This is a genomic window from Streptomyces sp. NPDC059718 (assembly GCF_042733315.1).
Classification (GTDB): Bacteria; Actinomycetota; Actinomycetes; order Streptomycetales; family Streptomycetaceae; genus Actinacidiphila.
The window spans coordinates 35440-52089 of the sequence record NZ_JBHWGA010000002.1; the positions used below are offsets into that span (position 1 = coordinate 35440).

General features: G+C 74.0%; 15 protein-coding genes. 8 read left to right on the forward strand and 7 right to left on the reverse strand.

Going from position 1 to position 16650, the window contains the following annotated elements; genetic code table 11:
- Positions 1-28 precede the first annotated feature (28 nt).
- Positions 29-1414 (reverse strand): serine hydrolase domain-containing protein, encoded by a 1386-nt coding sequence (locus tag ACFV3E_RS02620; RefSeq protein WP_500533025.1) that lies wholly within the window; start codon positions 1412-1414, stop codon positions 29-31.
- Between the two features lie 193 nt (positions 1415-1607).
- Between ACFV3E_RS02620 and ACFV3E_RS02625 the strand changes: the two genes are divergently transcribed.
- The 3 genes from ACFV3E_RS02625 to ACFV3E_RS02635 are packed head-to-tail and all read left to right on the forward strand — an operon-like array spanning position 1608 to position 5580.
- Positions 1608-2300 (forward strand): FadR/GntR family transcriptional regulator, encoded by a 693-nt coding sequence (locus ACFV3E_RS02625; RefSeq protein WP_500533026.1) that lies wholly within the window; start codon positions 1608-1610, stop codon positions 2298-2300.
- Positions 2297-3709, forward strand: a complete 1413-nt coding sequence (locus ACFV3E_RS02630) for a tocopherol cyclase family protein (protein WP_500533027.1) — start codon at positions 2297-2299, stop codon at positions 3707-3709. Before ACFV3E_RS02625 ends, ACFV3E_RS02630 begins: the two co-directional genes overlap by 4 nt.
- Positions 3706-5580, forward strand: coding sequence for a GMC family oxidoreductase (locus ACFV3E_RS02635; RefSeq protein ID WP_500533028.1), 1875 nt, complete (start codon positions 3706-3708; stop codon positions 5578-5580). Before ACFV3E_RS02630 ends, ACFV3E_RS02635 begins: the two co-directional genes overlap by 4 nt.
- A gap of 4 nt (positions 5581-5584) precedes the next feature.
- Here ACFV3E_RS02635 and ACFV3E_RS02640 read toward each other — a convergent pair whose 3' ends face one another.
- Positions 5585-6100 carry a PaaI family thioesterase gene (locus tag ACFV3E_RS02640; protein WP_499513011.1) on the reverse strand — a complete coding sequence of 172 codons (516 nt, stop codon included), beginning with the start codon at positions 6098-6100 and terminating at the stop codon, positions 5585-5587.
- 10 nt (positions 6101-6110) lie between these two features.
- Positions 6111-7790, reverse strand: a complete 1680-nt coding sequence (ctaD, locus tag ACFV3E_RS02645; RefSeq protein ID WP_500533029.1) for an aa3-type cytochrome oxidase subunit I — start codon at positions 7788-7790, stop codon at positions 6111-6113.
- Positions 7791-7885: 95 nt separating this feature from the next.
- Between ctaD and ACFV3E_RS02650 the strand changes: the two genes are divergently transcribed.
- Both ACFV3E_RS02650 and ACFV3E_RS02655 read left to right on the forward strand, forming a co-directional pair.
- Positions 7886-8428, forward strand: a complete 543-nt coding sequence (locus ACFV3E_RS02650; protein WP_500533030.1) for a sigma-70 family RNA polymerase sigma factor — start codon at positions 7886-7888, stop codon at positions 8426-8428.
- A complete protein-coding gene (locus ACFV3E_RS02655; protein ID WP_500533031.1) occupies positions 8425-9444 on the forward strand; it encodes a CU044_5270 family protein in 1020 nt (339 codons plus the stop codon). Before ACFV3E_RS02650 ends, ACFV3E_RS02655 begins: the two co-directional genes overlap by 4 nt.
- Positions 9445-9520: 76 nt before the next feature.
- Here the strand turns inward: ACFV3E_RS02655 and ACFV3E_RS02660 are convergent, their stop codons facing one another.
- Complete coding sequence (locus tag ACFV3E_RS02660) at positions 9521-11740, reverse strand: family 2 encapsulin nanocompartment cargo protein terpene cyclase (RefSeq protein ID WP_500533032.1); 2220 nt, start codon at positions 11738-11740, stop codon at positions 9521-9523.
- A gap of 141 nt (positions 11741-11881) precedes the next feature.
- Positions 11882-12307: a DUF7144 family membrane protein gene (locus ACFV3E_RS02665; protein WP_500367818.1), complete on the reverse strand. Its 426-nt coding sequence runs from the start codon at positions 12305-12307 to the stop codon at positions 11882-11884.
- 142 nt (positions 12308-12449) lie between these two features.
- Here ACFV3E_RS02665 and ACFV3E_RS02670 point away from each other — a divergent pair, with 142 nt between their 5' ends.
- Entirely contained in the window at positions 12450-13046 is a 597-nt protein-coding gene (locus tag ACFV3E_RS02670) for an HhH-GPD-type base excision DNA repair protein (RefSeq protein WP_500533033.1), read from the forward strand.
- Between the two features lie 2 nt (positions 13047-13048).
- Here the strand turns inward: ACFV3E_RS02670 and ACFV3E_RS02675 are convergent, their stop codons facing one another.
- Entirely contained in the window at positions 13049-14599 is a 1551-nt protein-coding gene (locus ACFV3E_RS02675) for a helicase HerA-like domain-containing protein (RefSeq protein WP_500533034.1), read from the reverse strand.
- Between the two features lie 97 nt (positions 14600-14696).
- Here ACFV3E_RS02675 and ACFV3E_RS02680 point away from each other — a divergent pair, with 97 nt between their 5' ends.
- Both ACFV3E_RS02680 and ACFV3E_RS02685 read left to right on the forward strand, forming a co-directional pair.
- Entirely contained in the window at positions 14697-14993 is a 297-nt protein-coding gene (locus tag ACFV3E_RS02680; protein ID WP_499513003.1) for a type II toxin-antitoxin system VapB family antitoxin, read from the forward strand.
- Between the two features lie 132 nt (positions 14994-15125).
- On the forward strand, positions 15126-15803 hold the full coding sequence (locus ACFV3E_RS02685) for a LytR C-terminal domain-containing protein (RefSeq protein WP_500533035.1): 678 nt from the start codon (positions 15126-15128) through the stop codon (positions 15801-15803).
- Positions 15804-15893: 90 nt separating this feature from the next.
- On the opposite strand, the gene upp is transcribed toward ACFV3E_RS02685, so the two are convergent.
- Positions 15894-16529: a uracil phosphoribosyltransferase gene (upp, locus tag ACFV3E_RS02690; RefSeq protein WP_500367825.1), complete on the reverse strand. Its 636-nt coding sequence runs from the start codon at positions 16527-16529 to the stop codon at positions 15894-15896.
- Positions 16530-16650 lie beyond the last annotated feature (121 nt).

The window sequence follows — 16650 nt, forward strand, 5'->3', positions numbered from 1 at the left end:
CTTCCCGCGCGTGCGGAGCGGCCTGAGCTCAGCTGCTGCTCGGGCTGGTGCCGGTGCCGTTGGTGGGCGGGAACGCGTAGACGTGGCCCGGGGTGACGATCTTGGTCATCGCCTCGGCGAAGAGGCTGCTGGGCTCGTTGCCGCCCACGGCGGTGTCGGTGTTGAGCAGCACGACCAAGGTCGCCTTGGCGTCGGGCAGGTACACGGCGGTGCTCTGGTAGCCGGGCAGCGATCCGTTGTGCCCGATCCAGCCGTGGTTGTCGAAGAGGCCGAGGCCGTAGCCGATGCCCGGGTACGAGGTGGGGAGGAAGGCCGTGCGCTGCGCCTGGGTGGCCTTGCTGAGCAGGGTGCCGTCGGCGACGATGCGGGCCCAGGCCCGCAGGTCCTGCTGGTCGGAGATCATCGCGCCGGCGGCCCAGGCCCAGGAGGGGTCCCAGTTGGTCGCGTCGCCTTCCTTCCCGTCCTTGGTCTGCCGGGTGTAGCCGCGGGCGTGCGGGTTCGGGAAGGCGCGCCCCGCGGGGAAGACGGTGTGCTTCAGCTTGGCGGGACCGAGCACGTCGCGCCGCAGGTAGTCGCCGAGCGGCATGCCGCTCGCCTTCTCGATCACCAGGCCCAGCAGGACGGTGTTGGTGTTGGAGTACTGGAAGCGGGAGCCCGCGGTGGCCTGCGAGGGGTGCTGGAAGGCGTAGGCGAGCAGCTCGGCGGGGACGAACTCCCGGTTGGGGTCGGCCTTGAGGGCCTTCTGGAAGTTCGGGTCGTCGGTGTAGTTGTAGAGCCCGCTGCGCATCTCGGCGAGCTGCCGCAAGGTGATGCCGTCGCCGCCGGGCACGCCGTCCACGTACCGCGAGACGGGGTCGTCGAGTCCGGCCTTCTTCCGGTCGACGAGGGTCAGCAGCGCCGTCACGGTGAAGGTCTTGGTCTCGCTGCCGATCCGCATGTTGAGGTCGGGCGACATGCGCGCCTTGGACTTCGTGTCGGCCACGCCGAGGGCGCGTACGTAGGAGCCCTTGCCGGCGGCCCACAGCCCCACGATCGCGCCGGGCACGCCGGTCCTGGTCAGGGTGTCCTTCATCGCGCCGTCGAGCTTCTTGACGACGTCGCCGGAGAGCGCCGGGAAGTTCCCGCCGGCGCCCGGTGACCCGCTGGGGGAGGCCTGCGCGGGGGAGGCCTGCGCAGGGGACGCGGACGCCGGGGAGGCGGAGGCCGGGCCCGCCGTGCGGTTCTCCTCCTCGGCCCGCGCGAGCGGCGAGGCCGGGGCCGACCTCGCCGTCCGGGTGCCCTCGGGGGAGCGGGCGGTGTCCGCGGGCCCACCGCACGCCAGGGCCGTGGGGAGCGCGGCGGCGGCCAGGACCGTGGCGACGGCCTTGCGCGCGGTGCCGCGGAGCCTGGGCGGACGGGCGCACGGGTGCGTCATGTCAGTGCCTTTCGGCCGTGGGGACGGGGCGGGGCGGGGGCACGCCACCGCGAACGTAAGCCGCCGGCCGCGGTGCGGCGACCGGGCGGCGGGCGGCTTGCGGCCGAGCGGGTGACGTCCCTCGCGGGGGCGGGTCTTGACGGTGCGTCGGGTCATTGGTTGAGTGGCTCATCCACTGACCCATGGAGGTGTGATGGAAGCGCTGCCGCGCACGTCGATCGTGGACGTCCTGGAGGACCGGATCCGCGAGGAGATCCTCACCGGCCGCCGTCCCGCGGGGAGCCTGCTGCCGCCCGAGCGCACGCTGGCCGAGGGGTACGGCGTCACCCGCACCACCCTCAAGCACGCCTTCGGGCGGCTGGTCCAGGCCGGACTGCTGGAGACGCGGCACGGCGTCGGTACCCGGGTCCGGGACTACGAACGCCTGGGCGGCGCCGACCTGCTGCCCATGCTCGTCCGGCACGACGCGCGCTGGCTCTCCGAGATCTTCGAGGTGCGGCGCGGGGTGGGTGCCCTGATCGCCGGCGCGGCGGCGACCCGGGCGAGCGGCGCCGCGCGGACCCGGCTGCGGGACCTGGTGGAGGCCGTGCGCACGGCCGGGGACCCGGACGCGGTGCAACTGGCGGACGCCGAGGTGCACCGGGCGCTGGCCCGCGCCACCGGCAACCGCGTCTACGTGCTCCTCACCAACACCCTGTTCAACGCCTACCTGCCGATGCGCCGTCACCTCGCCGGCCCCTTCCAGGACGCGGAGGAGGCGTACGGACGGCTGGCGCCGGTGGTCGCCGCGGTGGAGGAGGGGGACGGTGCGGCCGCCCGCGCGGCGGCGGAGGCGTATCTGACCGCGACCGAGGAGATCATGCGCGAGGGGCTGAAGGCCCGGTGAGCGCGGCCCGGGGGACGGTCTTCGCCGAGACCATGACGGGGACCGTACGGCTGCGCGGCGAGGACCGGGAGCGGCCGGTGCGGCTGGAGCTGACGGCGCGCAGCGACGACCTGCTGCTGCCGCACCGCACGACCGTGGCCCGCGCCACCGGACGGCTGCGCATCGCGGGCCGCGCCGACGCCGCCGCCACCGGCACGCTGGAGGTCTCGCCGCTGGCCCGGCGGCGCATCCACTACCGGCTGGAGTTCGCACTCGACGGCGAGCGCTGCCTCCTGGAGGGCTGGAAGTCCGTCACCCCGCGGCGGCCGCTGGCCTCGATGACCACGCTGCCCTTCACCCTGACCGCCGGGGACGTCGCGGAACCGGCCGGCACGGGGACGCTGCGCTTCCGCACGGCGACCTCGCTCGTGCCGTTCCTGGCGAGCTTCCGCTTCCCGCGCCGGGACGACCCCCGGGCGCAGTGGGCACCGCGCTGGGACGGCGCCGCGGGCCGCACCGAGGTCTGGTACACCACGGCCACCGACCCGGCGACGGGCACCGGCCTGTGGCTCCACCACGAACTCGTCGCTCCCGCCGACGGCTCCCCCGCCTTCGCGCACGGCTGGGCCGCCGTCTTCCCCCCGGACGGCAAGGGCCCGGTGGAGCATGCCCGCTTCGGCCCGTCGCCCTGGCGTCCCGCGACGGGCGCCGAGGGCTTCACGGCGGACGGCGTCGAGGCCGTCCCCGGCCGGCTGCGCGGCACGGCGGGCGACCTCACCTGGGACCTCACCGAGGACGCCGGCACCGAGCAGCCGCTGTACACCTTCCCGCGGTGGTCGTGGCGGCATCCGCTGCTGCCCGCCGCGCAGATCGTGCCGTCGCCCCGCGCCCGGTACACGGGCACCGTCCGCCACGGCGGGGGCGAACTCGCCCTGCGGGCCGCGCCCGGGGCCTCGGCCCGCATCTACGGCCACGGCAACGCCCGGCGCTGGGCCTGGCTGCACGCCGACCTCGGCGACGGGGACGTGCTGGAGGTCGTCGCCGCCGTCTCCACCCGCCCGGGCCTGGACCGGCTGCCCCCGCTGGTGTTCCTGCGGCTGCGCAGGGACGGCCGCGACTGGCCGCGCGGCGGCCTGCGCCCGGCCCTGGGGCGCGCCGGCCTCGGCCGCTTCACCGCCGACATCGGCCTGCCGCGCTGGACGGTGACCGGCCGCGCGGGCGGGCGGCGGATCACCGTACGGGTCGACCAGCCGGCCGAGCGCACCCTCGCCCTCGACTACGCCGACCCCGACGGCTCCCCCGCCGTGTGCCGCAACAGCGAGACCGCCGACGCCCACGTCGTGCTGGAGCGCAGGGGCCGCGGCGGCTGGCGCACCGAGATGGAGTGGACGCTCGCGGGCACCGCCCACGCCGAAGTGGGCGACCGGTGAGCGCCGCCGTCCGCGGCCTGGTGGCGGCGCTGCTCGCCGACGCGGGCGACGGCGACTGGCCCACGGGCGTGCCGCACCGGCTGGACGGCCTGCTGGCGGCGATGCCCGCGCGGACCCGGCACGGCTTCCGCGCCGCGGCGGCCGCGGTGGACGCCTACGCCGCGGCGCGCACCGGGCGGCGGCTGGACCGGCTGGGCCCGGGGGAGCGGGAACGGGTGCTGGCAGGCCTTGCCGCGCGGCCCGCGCTGCTGCCCCTGCTCGACGTGGTGAAGGTGCCGGTGCTGCTGGCGGCCGGCACCGAACGGCTGCTGGCGCAGCCGCCCCGCGCCACGGCGCCCCCGGCCCCGGCTCCGGCCCCGCAGGACCCTCCGCTGGACTGCGTACCCGCCGGCGAGTGGCCGGACCGCTCCCGCGCGGACGCCGTCGTCGTCGGCTCGGGCGCCGGCGGGGCGATGGCGGCGCGCACCCTGGCGCGGGCGGGACTGCGGGTGGTCGTCCTGGAGGAGGGCCGGCGGCACACCACCGCGGAGTTCGGACGGCGGGCCCCGCTCGACCGGTTCGCCGAGCTGTACCGGGACGGCGGCGCGACCGTCGCCCTCGGCAACCCCCCGATGGTCGTGCCGACCGGGCGCGCCGTCGGCGGTACGACGGTCGTCAACTCCGGCACCTGCTACCGCACTCCGGACCGTGTGCTGGCCCGGTGGCGCGAGGAGTACGGGCTCGGGGACCTCGCGGACCCGGTGGCCTTCGGCACGTACCTGGACGAGGTGGAGCGCACCCTGCGCGTGGCCCGCCAGCCGCAGGACGTGCTGGGCCGCAACGGCGCCCTCGCCCTGCTCGGCGCGGGCGGGCTCGGCTGGCGCGCGGCGCCCCTGCGGCGCAACGCCCCCGGCTGCCGGGGCTCGTGCCAGTGCGTGGTGGGCTGCCCGTCCGGGGCGAAGCAGAGCGTCCAGCTGTCGGTGCTGCCGCAGGCGTGCGCGGCCGGGGCCCGGATCGTGACCGGCGCCCACGTGCGGCGGGTGCTCACCGAGCCCGACCGGCCCGGCGGCCCGCGCGCCTGCGGGGTGGCGGTACGGCGGCCGGACGGCAGCGAACTGGAGATCCTCAGCCCGCTGGTCGTGGTGGCCGCGGGCGCTCTGCGCACTCCCCCGCTGCTGCGCCGTTCCGGCCTCGGCGGGCACCCGCGGACCGGCCGCAACCTGGCCGTGCACCCCGCCACCAGCGTCGCCGGGCGGTTCGCCGAGCCGGTCGCGGACGGCGGACCGGCGGTGCTGCAGAGCGTCGGTGTGGAGGAGCTGCACGAGGACGGCATCCTCATCGAGGCGACCGCCCCGCCGCCCGGCATGGGCTCGTTCGTGCTGCCGGGCGTCGGCCGGGAACTGCGCGCGGAACTGGAGGACTCCGGACGGCTGGCCACGTTCGGCGCGATGATCGCTGACCGGCCCGGCGGACGCGTCCTCGGCCGCGAGGGCGGCCTGCTCCGCTACGACCTCGACCCCCGCGACGGCCGCCGACTGCTGCGCGCCGTCCGCGCGATGGGCGACCTGCTCTTCGCCGCCGGGGCCGAGGAGGTCCTCACCGGCGTCCCCGCCGCCCCGCGGGCCCGTACGCCACGGGAGTTCACGGCGGCCCTGGAGGGGGTGACGGCACGGCAGCTGCACCTGTCGGCCTTCCACCCCACGGGCACCGTCGCCTTCGGCGCGGACCCGGAGGTGGCGCCGGCCGACCCCGCGGGCCGGCTTCGCGGCGTGCACGGGGTGCTGATCGCCGACGCCTCGGCGCTGCCCAGCTGCCCCGAGGTGAACCCGCAGCTCAGCATCATGGCGCTGGCCCTGGCCGTCGGCGAGGGCGCGGTGCGGGCGGCCGGCTGAGGGGTCAGCGGGGGCGCAGCACCGCGCAGGTCGTCGTGCCGTGGGCGTAGAGCTTCCCGTCGGCCGCGCCGGTCACCCGGGCCTCGGCGGTGGCCGTCGTCCGGCCGACGTGGAGCGCCACGCCCTCGCAGCGCAACGTGGACGTCCCGGGGAGCACCGGCCGGATCATGTGCACCCCCAACTGCACGGTGGTGTACGCGGATCCGGCCGGGAGGCGGCTCATCACGGCCGAGCCGAGCGCCGAGTCCAGCAGGGTGGCGAGGAAGCCGCCGTGCACCGTGCCCATCGGGTTGAGCAGGTGGTCGCCGGGGTCGCCCTCGAAGACCGCGCGCCCGTCGCCGACCTCGACGAAGCGGAAGCCCAGGGTGCTCATGATCGAGGACTCGGGGAAGCGCCCGTCGATCGCGCCCTGCAGGACCTCGCGCCCGGTCAGCGCCAGGAGTTCGGGGGTGGGCTCGGGGCGCGGCTCCCAGGTGTGGGTGCGCGAACGGGTGGCGGTGGCGGCCTCGTACGTCGTCATGGCACCGACGCTAGGCGTCGCCAGGGGTCGCCGGGAGTGGCGTATCCGGCAGCTTGGATACCGTTCCCGACACGGCCCCCGGCACTCCGGCCGCGCCGCGGCGCAGGTCGAAGGCGGGCGACTCGGACCTGATGCGCGGCAGGGAGCGGAAGTTGTGCCGCGGCGGTGGGCAGCTCGTCGCCCACTCCAGCGAACGGCCCCAGCCCCACGGGTCGTCCGTCCCGACCGGCTCGCCGTACTTGGCCGTCCGCCACACGTTGTAGAGGAACGGCAGGATCGACAGGCCCAGCAGGAAGGAGCTGATCGTCGAGACGGTGTTCAGCGTGGTGAAGCCGTCGGCGGCCAGGTAGTCCGGGATGCGGCGCAGCATGCCCTGCGTGCCCAGCCAGTGCTGGACGAGGAAGGTGCCGTGGAAGCCGGCGAAGAGCGTCCAGAAGGTGATCTTGCCCAGGCGCTCGTCGAGCATCTTGCCGGTGAACTTCGGCCACCAGAAGTGCAGCCCCGAGAACATGGCGAAGACGACCGTTCCGAAGACGACGTAGTGGAAGTGCGCCACGACGAAGTAGGAGTCGGAGACGTGGAAGTCCAGCGGCGAGGACGCCAGGATCACCCCGGTGAGCCCGCCGAAGACGAAGGTCACGAGGAAGCCGGTCGCCCAGAGCATCGGCGTCTCGAAGCTCAGCGAGCCCTTCCACATCGTGCCGATCCAGTTGAAGACCTTCACCCCGGTCGGCACCGCGATGAGCAGCGTCATGAAGGAGAAGAAGGGCAGCAGCACGCCGCCGGTGACGTACATGTGGTGCGCCCAGACCGTCGCCGACAGCCCGGCGATCGAGATCGTCGCCGCGATCAGGCCGGTGTGGCCGAACATGGGCTTGCGCGAGAAGACCGGTATGACCTCGCTGACGATCCCGAAGAAGGGCAGCGCGATGATGTAGACCTCGGGGTGCCCGAAGAACCAGAACAGGTGCTGCCACAGCAGCGCCCCGCCGTTCGCCGGGTCGAATATGTGCGCCCCGAACGTCCGGTCCAGCTCCAGCGCGAGCAGCGCCGCGGCCAGCACCGGAAAGGCCATCAGCACCAGCACACCGGTGAGCAGCACGTTCCAGGTGAAGATCGGCATCCGGAACATCGTCATGCCCGGGGCGCGCATGCAGATGATCGTGGTGATCAGGTTGACCGCGCCGAGGATGGTCCCGAAGCCGGACAGCGCCAGCCCCATGATCCACAGGTCGCCGCCCACGCCCGGCGAGTGCACCGCGCCCGACAGCGGTGAGTAGGCGAACCAGCCGAAGTCGGCCGCGCCCTGCGGGGTGAGGAACCCGCCCACCGCGATCAGTGAGCCGAAGAGGTAGAGCCAGTACGCGAGCATGTTGAGCCGGGGGAACGCGACGTCGGGGGCACCGATCTGCAGCGGCATGATCCAGTTCGCGAAACCGGAGAACAGCGGGGTCGCGAACATCAGCAGCATCACGGTGCCGTGCATCGTGAAGAGCTGGTTGAACTGCTCGTTCGACATGACCTGCAGCCCGGGGCGGGCGAGTTCGGCGCGCATCAGCAGGGCCATCACCCCGCCACCGCAGAAGAAGGCGAACGCCGTGCCGAGGTAGAGCGTGCCGATGGCCTTGTGGTCGGTCGTGGTCAGCCATGCCACGGCGGACGCCGCGCGTCGCGGGAACGTGAGCCTCATGCCCGGTAGGTGTCCGGGCCCGCCCGCGGCGTCACGCGGGGAACGTCACAGCGGCGGGGTGTGATGATCGGTCCCGTGGCGGACACCAAGCGGTCATGAGCACGGACGAGACGCGGTCACAGGCGTTCGCCGCTGCCTACCGCGAGCACTACTGGGCGGTCAGCCGCTACGTCGCCCGGCGGACGGCGGGGCGGGCGGCGTACGACGAGGTGGAGGAAGTGGTGGCGGAGGTCTTCGCCGTCGCCTGGCGGCGGCGCGCCGAGCTCCCCTCGTACGCGCTGCCCTGGCTGTACGGCGTCGCCCGCAACTGCCTGGCCAACAGCGTGCGCGGGCAGGGGCGGCGGCGCAGGCTGCTGGACCGGATCGGGAACCACGAGACGGCGCACGGCGCGCACCTCGTGCCGAGCCCCGGTACCGAGGGGCCCGGCGCCTGGGTGCACGAGGCACTGGGGCGGCTCGCGGCGGCCGACCAGGAGGTGCTGCGGCTGACCGCCTGGGAGGAGCTGGACGTCGGGGAACTGGCGGTGGCCCTCGGCTGCGGGCGCTCCGCGGCCGCCATGCGCCTGCACCGGGCGCGCCGCAGGCTGCGCGAGCAGATCGACCGCATGGGGATGACCGTGACCCAGGAGGGGCCATGACCGAGCTGGAGCCGGAACTGGAGCTGCTGCGCCGGGCCGATCCCGTGCCTGCCGGCGATCCGCGCCGGCGCGACCGCCCCCTGGACGCGCGGGCCGAACTCGGGCTGCGGCGGCTGCTGGCCTCCGAACCGGCACCCGCCCCCGCGCCCCGCCGGACCGCCCGCCGGGTGGGCGGCCTCGTCACGGGCCTGGCCGCGGTGGCGGCGACCGTGGTGGCCGTCCTGGTCGTCGTGCTCTCCGGGGCCGGCACCACCCCGGCGGTCGCCGCCCCGGTGGCGCTGCGTCCGCTGGCCGGGTCGCGGGAGGTCCCGCTGGCCGACGTGGCCGCCGCGGCACGGGAGGCGGCGGCGCGGGGCGACGGCACCGGCACCCGCCGGGGGAGCCACGTGATGATGTGGAGCATGGGCATGGAGGCGGGCCCGGGCGTCCGCCCGCCCGTCACCGTGCCCGAGGAGCACCTCACCCGCTGGGACGCCGACGGCAGCGGCACCGAACTGGTCGTCGCCACCGACCCTCGGCACCCCGGGGAGCCGGTGATCAGCGACTCCGGCGGCTCCCCGCACACCGTCGCGGACGGCGAGGTGCTGCACCGCGCCGCGTACCCGCCGGGCACCCTCCCCCCGTACGGCCGCTCGGGGACCGAGCCCCCGGGCTCCGCGAAGGAACTGCGGGCGTACCTGTCCCAGGTGTACGGCTGCGCCTGCGCCGGCACCCCGGAACTGGTGGACGCGCTGGCCTCGCTGCTGCACGACTGGACGCCGGGGCCCTCCGGCACCGCCGCGGTCGACGAGCTCCTCGCCGCCGCCCCCGGCCTGCGGCCTGCCGGTACCGTCACCGACCGGCTGGGCAGGCGGGGCCAGGCCTACGTCCACGACGCCGGCGGGCTGCGCCGCATGCTCGTCCTCGACCCGGCCGACGGGCGCGTCCTGGGCATCGAGGAGACCTACACTCAGGACCAGCCCGAGTACCGGGTGAAGGCCGGCGACGTCATGTCGTACCAGGCCTGGATGGACTGACGCCCGGCGAGCGCAGCACCGGGACGGGGACGGGGACGGGGACGGGAGCGCCGGGCCCCCGCCCCCGCCGCGGCGGTCAGCGCGCGACCAGGACCGCCAGGCGCGCCGCGGAGGTGCCCAGTCCGGTCGGCCCGGTGGGCAGCCGGACTCCCCCCACCGGACGGCCCAGTTCCTCCTCGTCGTAGCGCCGGCAGCCGCGGTGCCAGGTCAGGATGCCCGCGAGCCAGTTCCGCAGATCGCGCACATAACCGTCGAGCACCGCCCGCGCGTCCGCACCGAGCGCGAGGTCGTCGTACAGGACCGGGAGTTCGTTCGCGGCGACGTGCTGGAACTGCCGCATGCGCCCGGTCATCAGGTCGTGGACGACGGCGAGCGAGGCCTGCTCGTCGCAGTCGAAGAAGTTCTGCACGACCAGCAGGGCGTTGTGGATCTCGCCCTCGTACTCGATCTCCTTCTGGTACGAGAAGACGTCGTTCATCAGGCAGGCGTAGTCGGCGGCGGAGTTCTCCAGCGACCGCATCGGCCCGCTGCGGTAGACCTCCTCCGGCACCCGCTCGCCGTGGCCAAGCCGGCACAGGCTCATCGTCAGGTCGGAGCCGAAGGTGTGGCGGCGCATCTCCAGGTAGTCCACCGGGTCGGGGATGCGGTTCTGCGCCTGGTTGGCCAGTTCCCACAGCCAACTGGCGGTCATGTTCCCGACGGCCGTGCGGAAGCGGCGCCGCGCCTGCGGCTCCATCCGCCCGGCCGTCCGCGCCCACAGGTCGGCCAGGCTCCGCTCCAGGGCGCTGACCGGGGCCGGGGCGGCGGAGCCGTCGACCGGCATGAAGGCCGAAAGCCGCTCGTTGGCCGCGCGGGCGCCGGCCAGGTCGCGGGTGCGGCCGTACACGGCGGGGAACCAGTCGTCGGCGTAGGTGCCCCAGGTGAGCCAGCCCGAGGTGAGGTCCAGCCCCTCGGGGGTCGCGTCGGGGTGGATGCCGGCGGCGCAGAGCGGGAAGTCGAAGGCGGTCAGCTTGTGCTCGTCCCACACGTGGGAGTGCGGGACCCCGGGCTGCGGCAGCAGCAGGCCCATCCGGTGCGCCCAGTCGACGACATGGCGCCGGGCGGCGTCCAGGTGCGGGCTGAGCGTGGCCGGGAAGGGCATGAGGAAGTCGGGCAGCGGGGTCGGCCCGGTGCGCCGCGGCACATGGGTGAAGCCCCGGGCGCGGGCGACCTCGGCGCGGCCGGTGGTCCGCACGGTGCCGGCCGACAGCCCGAGCCCGCCGGGCAGCGCGAACGGCGACCACCCGGCGTCCGCGGCCCCGGCCCCGCCGCCGTTCATGTAGCGGCTGGAACGCATGTGCCACTCGTGGCCGCCGGACTGCCAGTCCTGCAGGCCCTTGACGTACGCCAGCACGCGCGCGCACTGCTCCGGGTCGAGCGCGTGCTCGGCGAAGAGCGGCGGCAGTTCGGTGAGCGCGGTGTTCTCGAACTGCTGCAGCCGGGAGGTCAGCAGGTCGTTGACGGACTCCGCGGCCTCCTGCGTCGTGCAGCCGAGGAAGGTCTCCAGGACCAGCACCCCGTTGCTGAGCTCTCCCTCCTCCTCGGTCTCGCGCTGGTACGAGAACAGGTCGTTGCGCAGGTGCACCCCGTCGGAGAAGGCGTCGCGCAGCACGAGCAGCGGCCGCGCCCCGGCGACGGTGGCCGGCACCTCGGCCCCGGCGGCGTACTCCACCAGTCCCGCCGACCAGGGCGCGCCGCCGACCTTGCGGCGCATCTCGATGTACTCCACGGGGTTGGGCACCCGGCCCGCGTCGATGTTGGACAGCTCCCACAGGGACTCGTTGAGCAGGTGCTCGGTGCTCTCGGCGAAACGCCTGCGCCAGTCCATGGACATCGCCGGCACCGTGCGCGCCCACAGGTCGGCGAGGCCCGCCTCCACCGGGTTCCGCGGCTCGGGCATGCCCTGCGCCAGGTCCATCGGCATGAAGGCGGGCAGCCGGTCCAGGTACGCCTTGCCGCCCTCGCGGTCCTGCGTGCGCTTGAACGCCTCCAGGAAGTGGTCGTCGAAGAAGAAGACCCATACGTACCAGTCCGTCACCAGGGACAGGGCCGGCCCGGAGCAGTCCGGGTGCGTGTACGCGCACAGCAGCGCGTAGTCGTGCGAGTCGAGGTCTCCGGTGTCCCAGATGCCCGAGCCTTCGAGCATCCCCATCTCCCGCGCCCACCTGCGCGAATGCTCCCGGGCCCGTTCCACGTGGGGATTGAGTCGCGCCGGGTGCGGCAGGTAGAAGTCGGGCAGTTCAAATGGCTGCGTCACTCGTTCAGCGCTACCCGGGGCCGTGGGCGCTATCCGGCATGACGGGCAACCCATACGAACGGGTGAAAACACCCCGGGGACGGCCCGGGAACGGCCGGAGGCCGGCCCGTGCGCCGGGCCGGCCCCCGTCGTCCGCGGAGGTCAGGCCCGCTTCGGGTGCTCCCCCCAGCTCCTGCACAGCGCCCAGATGACGAAGACGTCGATGGCGATGACGATGATCGCCCACACCGGGGTGTACGGCATCCACGCGAAGTTCACGACGATGTTGAACGCGGCCAGGGCGACACCGGCGATCCGGGCCCAGTCGGGGGCGTTCTGGAGCAGGGCGGCTCCGACCACGATGACCAGCACCCCGAGCACGAGGTGGATCCAGCCCCATGCCGTCAGGTTGAACTTGAAGACGTAGTCGCCGAGCCGGACCCAGATGTCGTCCTGCGCGATGGCCGAGATGCCCTCGAAGATCATCACGACACCGGAGACGATGAGCAGCACACCGGCGAAGGTGGTACCGCCCGACGCCAGGCCCGAGTGCGGGCGCCCGGTGACCGGCTGTGTCTGCTGGCTCATGAGATGGCTCCCGTCCCTCGCCGCCCGGACTCGCTGCCCGGACACTCCACACGGTCCGCCCGGCCGGTGGGTACGGCCATCCGCGCTGCGCCGTCCGGGTGACCCGCGGGCGGCAAACCCCGGCAGGCGAGATCATCGGTGCATGACGACCACACTCCACCTCGCCCAGCAGCCCGAGGCCGACGCCCTGCTCTCCCGCAGTCCGCTGGCGGCCCTGGTCGGCATGCTGCTCGACCAGCAGATCCCCATGGAATGGGCCTTCTCCGGCCCCTGGAGCATCGCGCAGCGCATGGGCCGCGACGACCTCGACTGCGGTGAGATCGCGGCGTACGACCCCGAGGCCTTCTCCGAGCTGCTCTCGCAGAAGCCCGCCGTCCACCGCTACCCGGGGTCGATGGCCAAGCGGGTCCAGCAGCTGTGCCAGTACCTCGTGGAGCACTACGACGGCGACGCCGCGGCGGTCTGGCGCGAGGTGTCCGACGGCCGCGAGCTGCTGACCAGGCTCAACGAGCTGCCCGGCTTCGGGAAGCAGAAGGCGCAGATCTTCCTGGCGCTGCTGGGCAAGCAGCTCGGCGTGACGCCGAAGGGGTGGCGCGAAGCGGCTGGCGCCTACGGGGAGCGGGGCTCCCACCGGTCGGTCGCCGACATCACCGGCCCGGAGTCGCTGGACAAGGTGAGGGCCTTCAAGCAGGAGCAGAAGCGGGCCGCCAAGGAGGCGAAGGCCGCGAAGGAGTCCTGACCCTAACGACGACGGCGCTTGGACGTGCCGAAGAGGGACCGGGTGATCTCCCGCCCGATCTGGGTGCCGATGGAGCGGGCCAGCGACTGGAAGACACCGCTGCCCATCACCTGCTCCACCACACCCGTCTCCTCCTCCGGCCGCTCCCGGCGCCCGCGCCCGGCAGGACCCGGGGCGGACGGCCGCACGGGCGCCGGCGCCTGCCGCCCGGCCAGCCGCTCGTACGCCGACTCCCGGTCCACCGCCTGCGCGTAGCGCCCGTACAGCGCCGAGTTCCCGATCGCCGCGTCCATCGCCGCGGGGTCGGCGGGACCCATCAGCGACCGCGGCGCCCGCAGCCGCACCGCGGCGACCGGGGTGGGGGCGCCGTCCTCGTCGAGGACGGTGACCACGGCCTCGCCGGTGCCGAGCCCGGTGAGCAGTTCCTCCAGGTCGTACGGGGAGGTGGGGAAGGTGCGCACCGTCGCCTTGAGCGCCTTGGCGTCCTCCGGGGTGAAGGCGCGCAGCGCGTGCTGCACCCGGTTGCCGAGCTGGCCGAGCACCTCGGAGGGCACGTCCCTGGGGGTCTGGGTCACCAGGAAGATGCCGACGCCCTTGGAGCGGATCAGCCGCACGGTCTGCGTGATGGCCTCCAGGAACGCCTCGCTGGCCCCGGTGAACAGCAGGTGGGCCTCGTCGAAGAAGAAGACCAGCTTGGGCCGGTCCAGGTCGCCGACCTCCGGCAGGTCCTCGAAGAGGTCGGCCAGCAGCCACATGAGGAAGGTGGAGAACAGCTGCGGCCGGTCCTGCACGGCGGGCAGTTCCAGCACGGAGACGACGCCCCGCCCGTCGCCGTCCGTCCGCAGCAGCTCGGCGGTGTCGAACTCGGGTTCGCCGAAGAAGGCCCCCGCCCCCTGCGCCTCGAAGGCCGTCAGCGACCGCAGGATCACCCCGGCCGTCGCTGGCGAGACCCCGCCGATCCCCTTCAGCTCCGGCTTGCCCTCGTCGCAGGTGAGGAAGGTGACCACGGCCCGCAGGTCCTTCAGGTCCAGCAGTTCCAGGCCCTTGGTGTCGGCGTAGTGGAAGATCAGGCCGAGCGACTGCTCCTGCGTGGTGTTGAGCCCGAGCACCTTGGACAGCAGCACGGGACCGAAGCTCGTCACCGTGGCCCGCAACGGGATGCCCCGGCCCATGCCGCCGAGGGCGTAGAACTCGGCGGGGCAGCCGGCCGGGCTCCAATCCTGGCCCACCTCGGCGGCCCGCCGGGCGACGCGGTCACCGGGCACCCCCGGGGAGGAGATGCCGGAGACGTCGCTCTTGACGTCGGCGAGGAAGACCGGCACGCCCTGGGCCGAGAGTTGTTCCGCGACGAGTTGCAGCGTCTTGGTCTTGCCGGTGCCGGTGGCCCCCGCGACGAGCCCGTGCCGGTTGAGCACCGCCAGCGGGACGCGCACCGGCGCCTCGGGCAGCACCCGGTCCTCCCACAGCAGGGCGCCGAGTTCGAGGGCCGGCCCCGTGAAGGCGTACCCCTCGGCGATGGCCCGGGCGGCGCCGGGCGGGCTCGGCGTGGTCATGGGCTGCTCCACTGCTCCCGCTATCACCGTATTTGCCCACCATCGCACTCCTGCGCCGTTGCTGCGCCCGTACGCCCTTGCCCGGTAGGCTTTCCGTGTGATCTTCAAGCGCATCGGAAGCGGGCGGCCGTACCCCGACCACGGCCGGAAAAGCACCCGTGAATGGGCGGACGTCGCCCCACGTCCGGTACGCCTCGACCAGCTGGTCACCACCAAGGGCAACCTCGACCTGGAGACCCTCCTCGCCGAGGACTCGACCTTCTACGGGGACCTGTTCGCGCACGTCGTGAAATGGCAGGGCGACCTCTACCTGGAGGACGGGCTCCACCGGGCCGTGCGCGCGGCGCTGCAGCAGCGCCAGGTGCTGCACGCCCGCGTGCTGGAGATGGACTGACCCCCGGACCGCTCCGCGGGCCCGCCTCCGCCGGGGGACTCCTTCGCCCTTTCGGGTTCAAGTGCCCCTCATTGGCCCCGATTGGTTGATCGTTTAGTAGGCCCGGACGCCCGATCGCACTACGCTGCGCACATGAGCATGCTGACGCCCCCTGGCATGGGCGGGAAGTACCGGGTCACCGGGAACCAGTACCCGCGGATGCGCCGCCCCCGGAGCAGGGTGCGCATCGTGGCGGTCGTCGTGACGACCGTCGCCGTGGTCGGCCTGGCCGGCTGGGGCACGCTCCAACTGGTCGACGTCTTCGGCGGCAAGTCCACACCCGCGAAGAACGCCGCGGCCAAGGCGGAGAACGCCGCCAAGGAACGCACCTGCAAGGCGGCGGCCGCACCTGGCTCGGCCTCGACGGTGCCCACCGCCTTCCCGGAACCCGGGGAGCTCACGGTCAACGTCTACAACGCCACCGCCAAGGGCGGCTTGGCCAAGGACACCGCCGACGAGTTCGCCGCACGCGGCTTCAAGGTGGGCACCTTCGGCAACGCCGACCCCGAGTACGACCGCAAGGTGCAGGTGGCCGCGCTGCTGATCGGCGGCCACGGCCCCAAGGCCGAGGCCGCGATGAAGCTGGTCGGCGCCCAGTTCAAGGGCACGGTCACGCTCAAGCCCGCGGCCGCCGGCTCCAAGCGCCCCACCGGCACGGTGGACGTCATGCTCGGCAAGGGCTTCACCAAGCTCTCCGGCGACAAGGCCGTCGAGAAGGCCCTCGCCGCCCTGGCCCGACCGAGCGCGGCGCCGAGCGCCGGCGCCTGTTAGGCGCACGGTTCCGGTTCGGTCGTACGACGGGACCGGCCGCCGGGGCGTGGGCCCCGGCGGCCGGTTCCGCGTGTCGTGGGACGACCGGTGTCAGCCGGCCGTGCCGTAGAGGCGGTCGCCCGCGTCACCGAGGCCCGGGACGATGTAGCCGTGCTCGTTGAGGTGGTCGTCGACCGCCGCGGTGACCACGGTGACCGGCTTGCCGGCCAGCGCGCGCTCCATCGCCTCGACGCCCTCCGGGGAGGCGAGCAGCACCACGGCCGTCACGTCGTCGGCGCCCCGCTCGATCAGCAGGTCGATCGCGGCGATCAGGGTGCCGCCCGTGGCCAGCATCGGGTCGAGGACGTACACCTGCCGTCCGGACAGGTCCTCCGGCATGCGCGTGGCGTAGGTCTTGGCCTCCAGGGTCTCCTCGTCGCGGATCATGCCGAGGAAGCCGACCTCCGCGGTCGGCAGGAGGCGCACCAGGCCCTCCAGCATCCCGAGGCCGGCCCGCAGGATCGGCACGACCAGCGGACGCGGGTGGGACAGGCGCACGCCCGTGGTGTCCGCGACGGGCGTGCTGATGTCCGCCTGCTCGGTGCGCACGTCACGGGTCGCCTCGTAGGCGAGCAGGGTGACCAGCTCGTCGGCCAGCCGACGGAAGGTCGGCGAGTCGGTGCGCTCGTCGCGCAGGGTGGTGAGTTTGTGCGCCACCAGGGGGTGGTCGACGACGTGGATCCGCATGTCCACGACTCTAACGTTCGGCCTGTCCCCCGGCCCGCCCGGTCCGTGCCACCGGTCACGCTTCGAACCACCCAGGAGGGGGAATGCGTGCCCTTACGCCCGGGCTGTCCCGGCCGGGCAC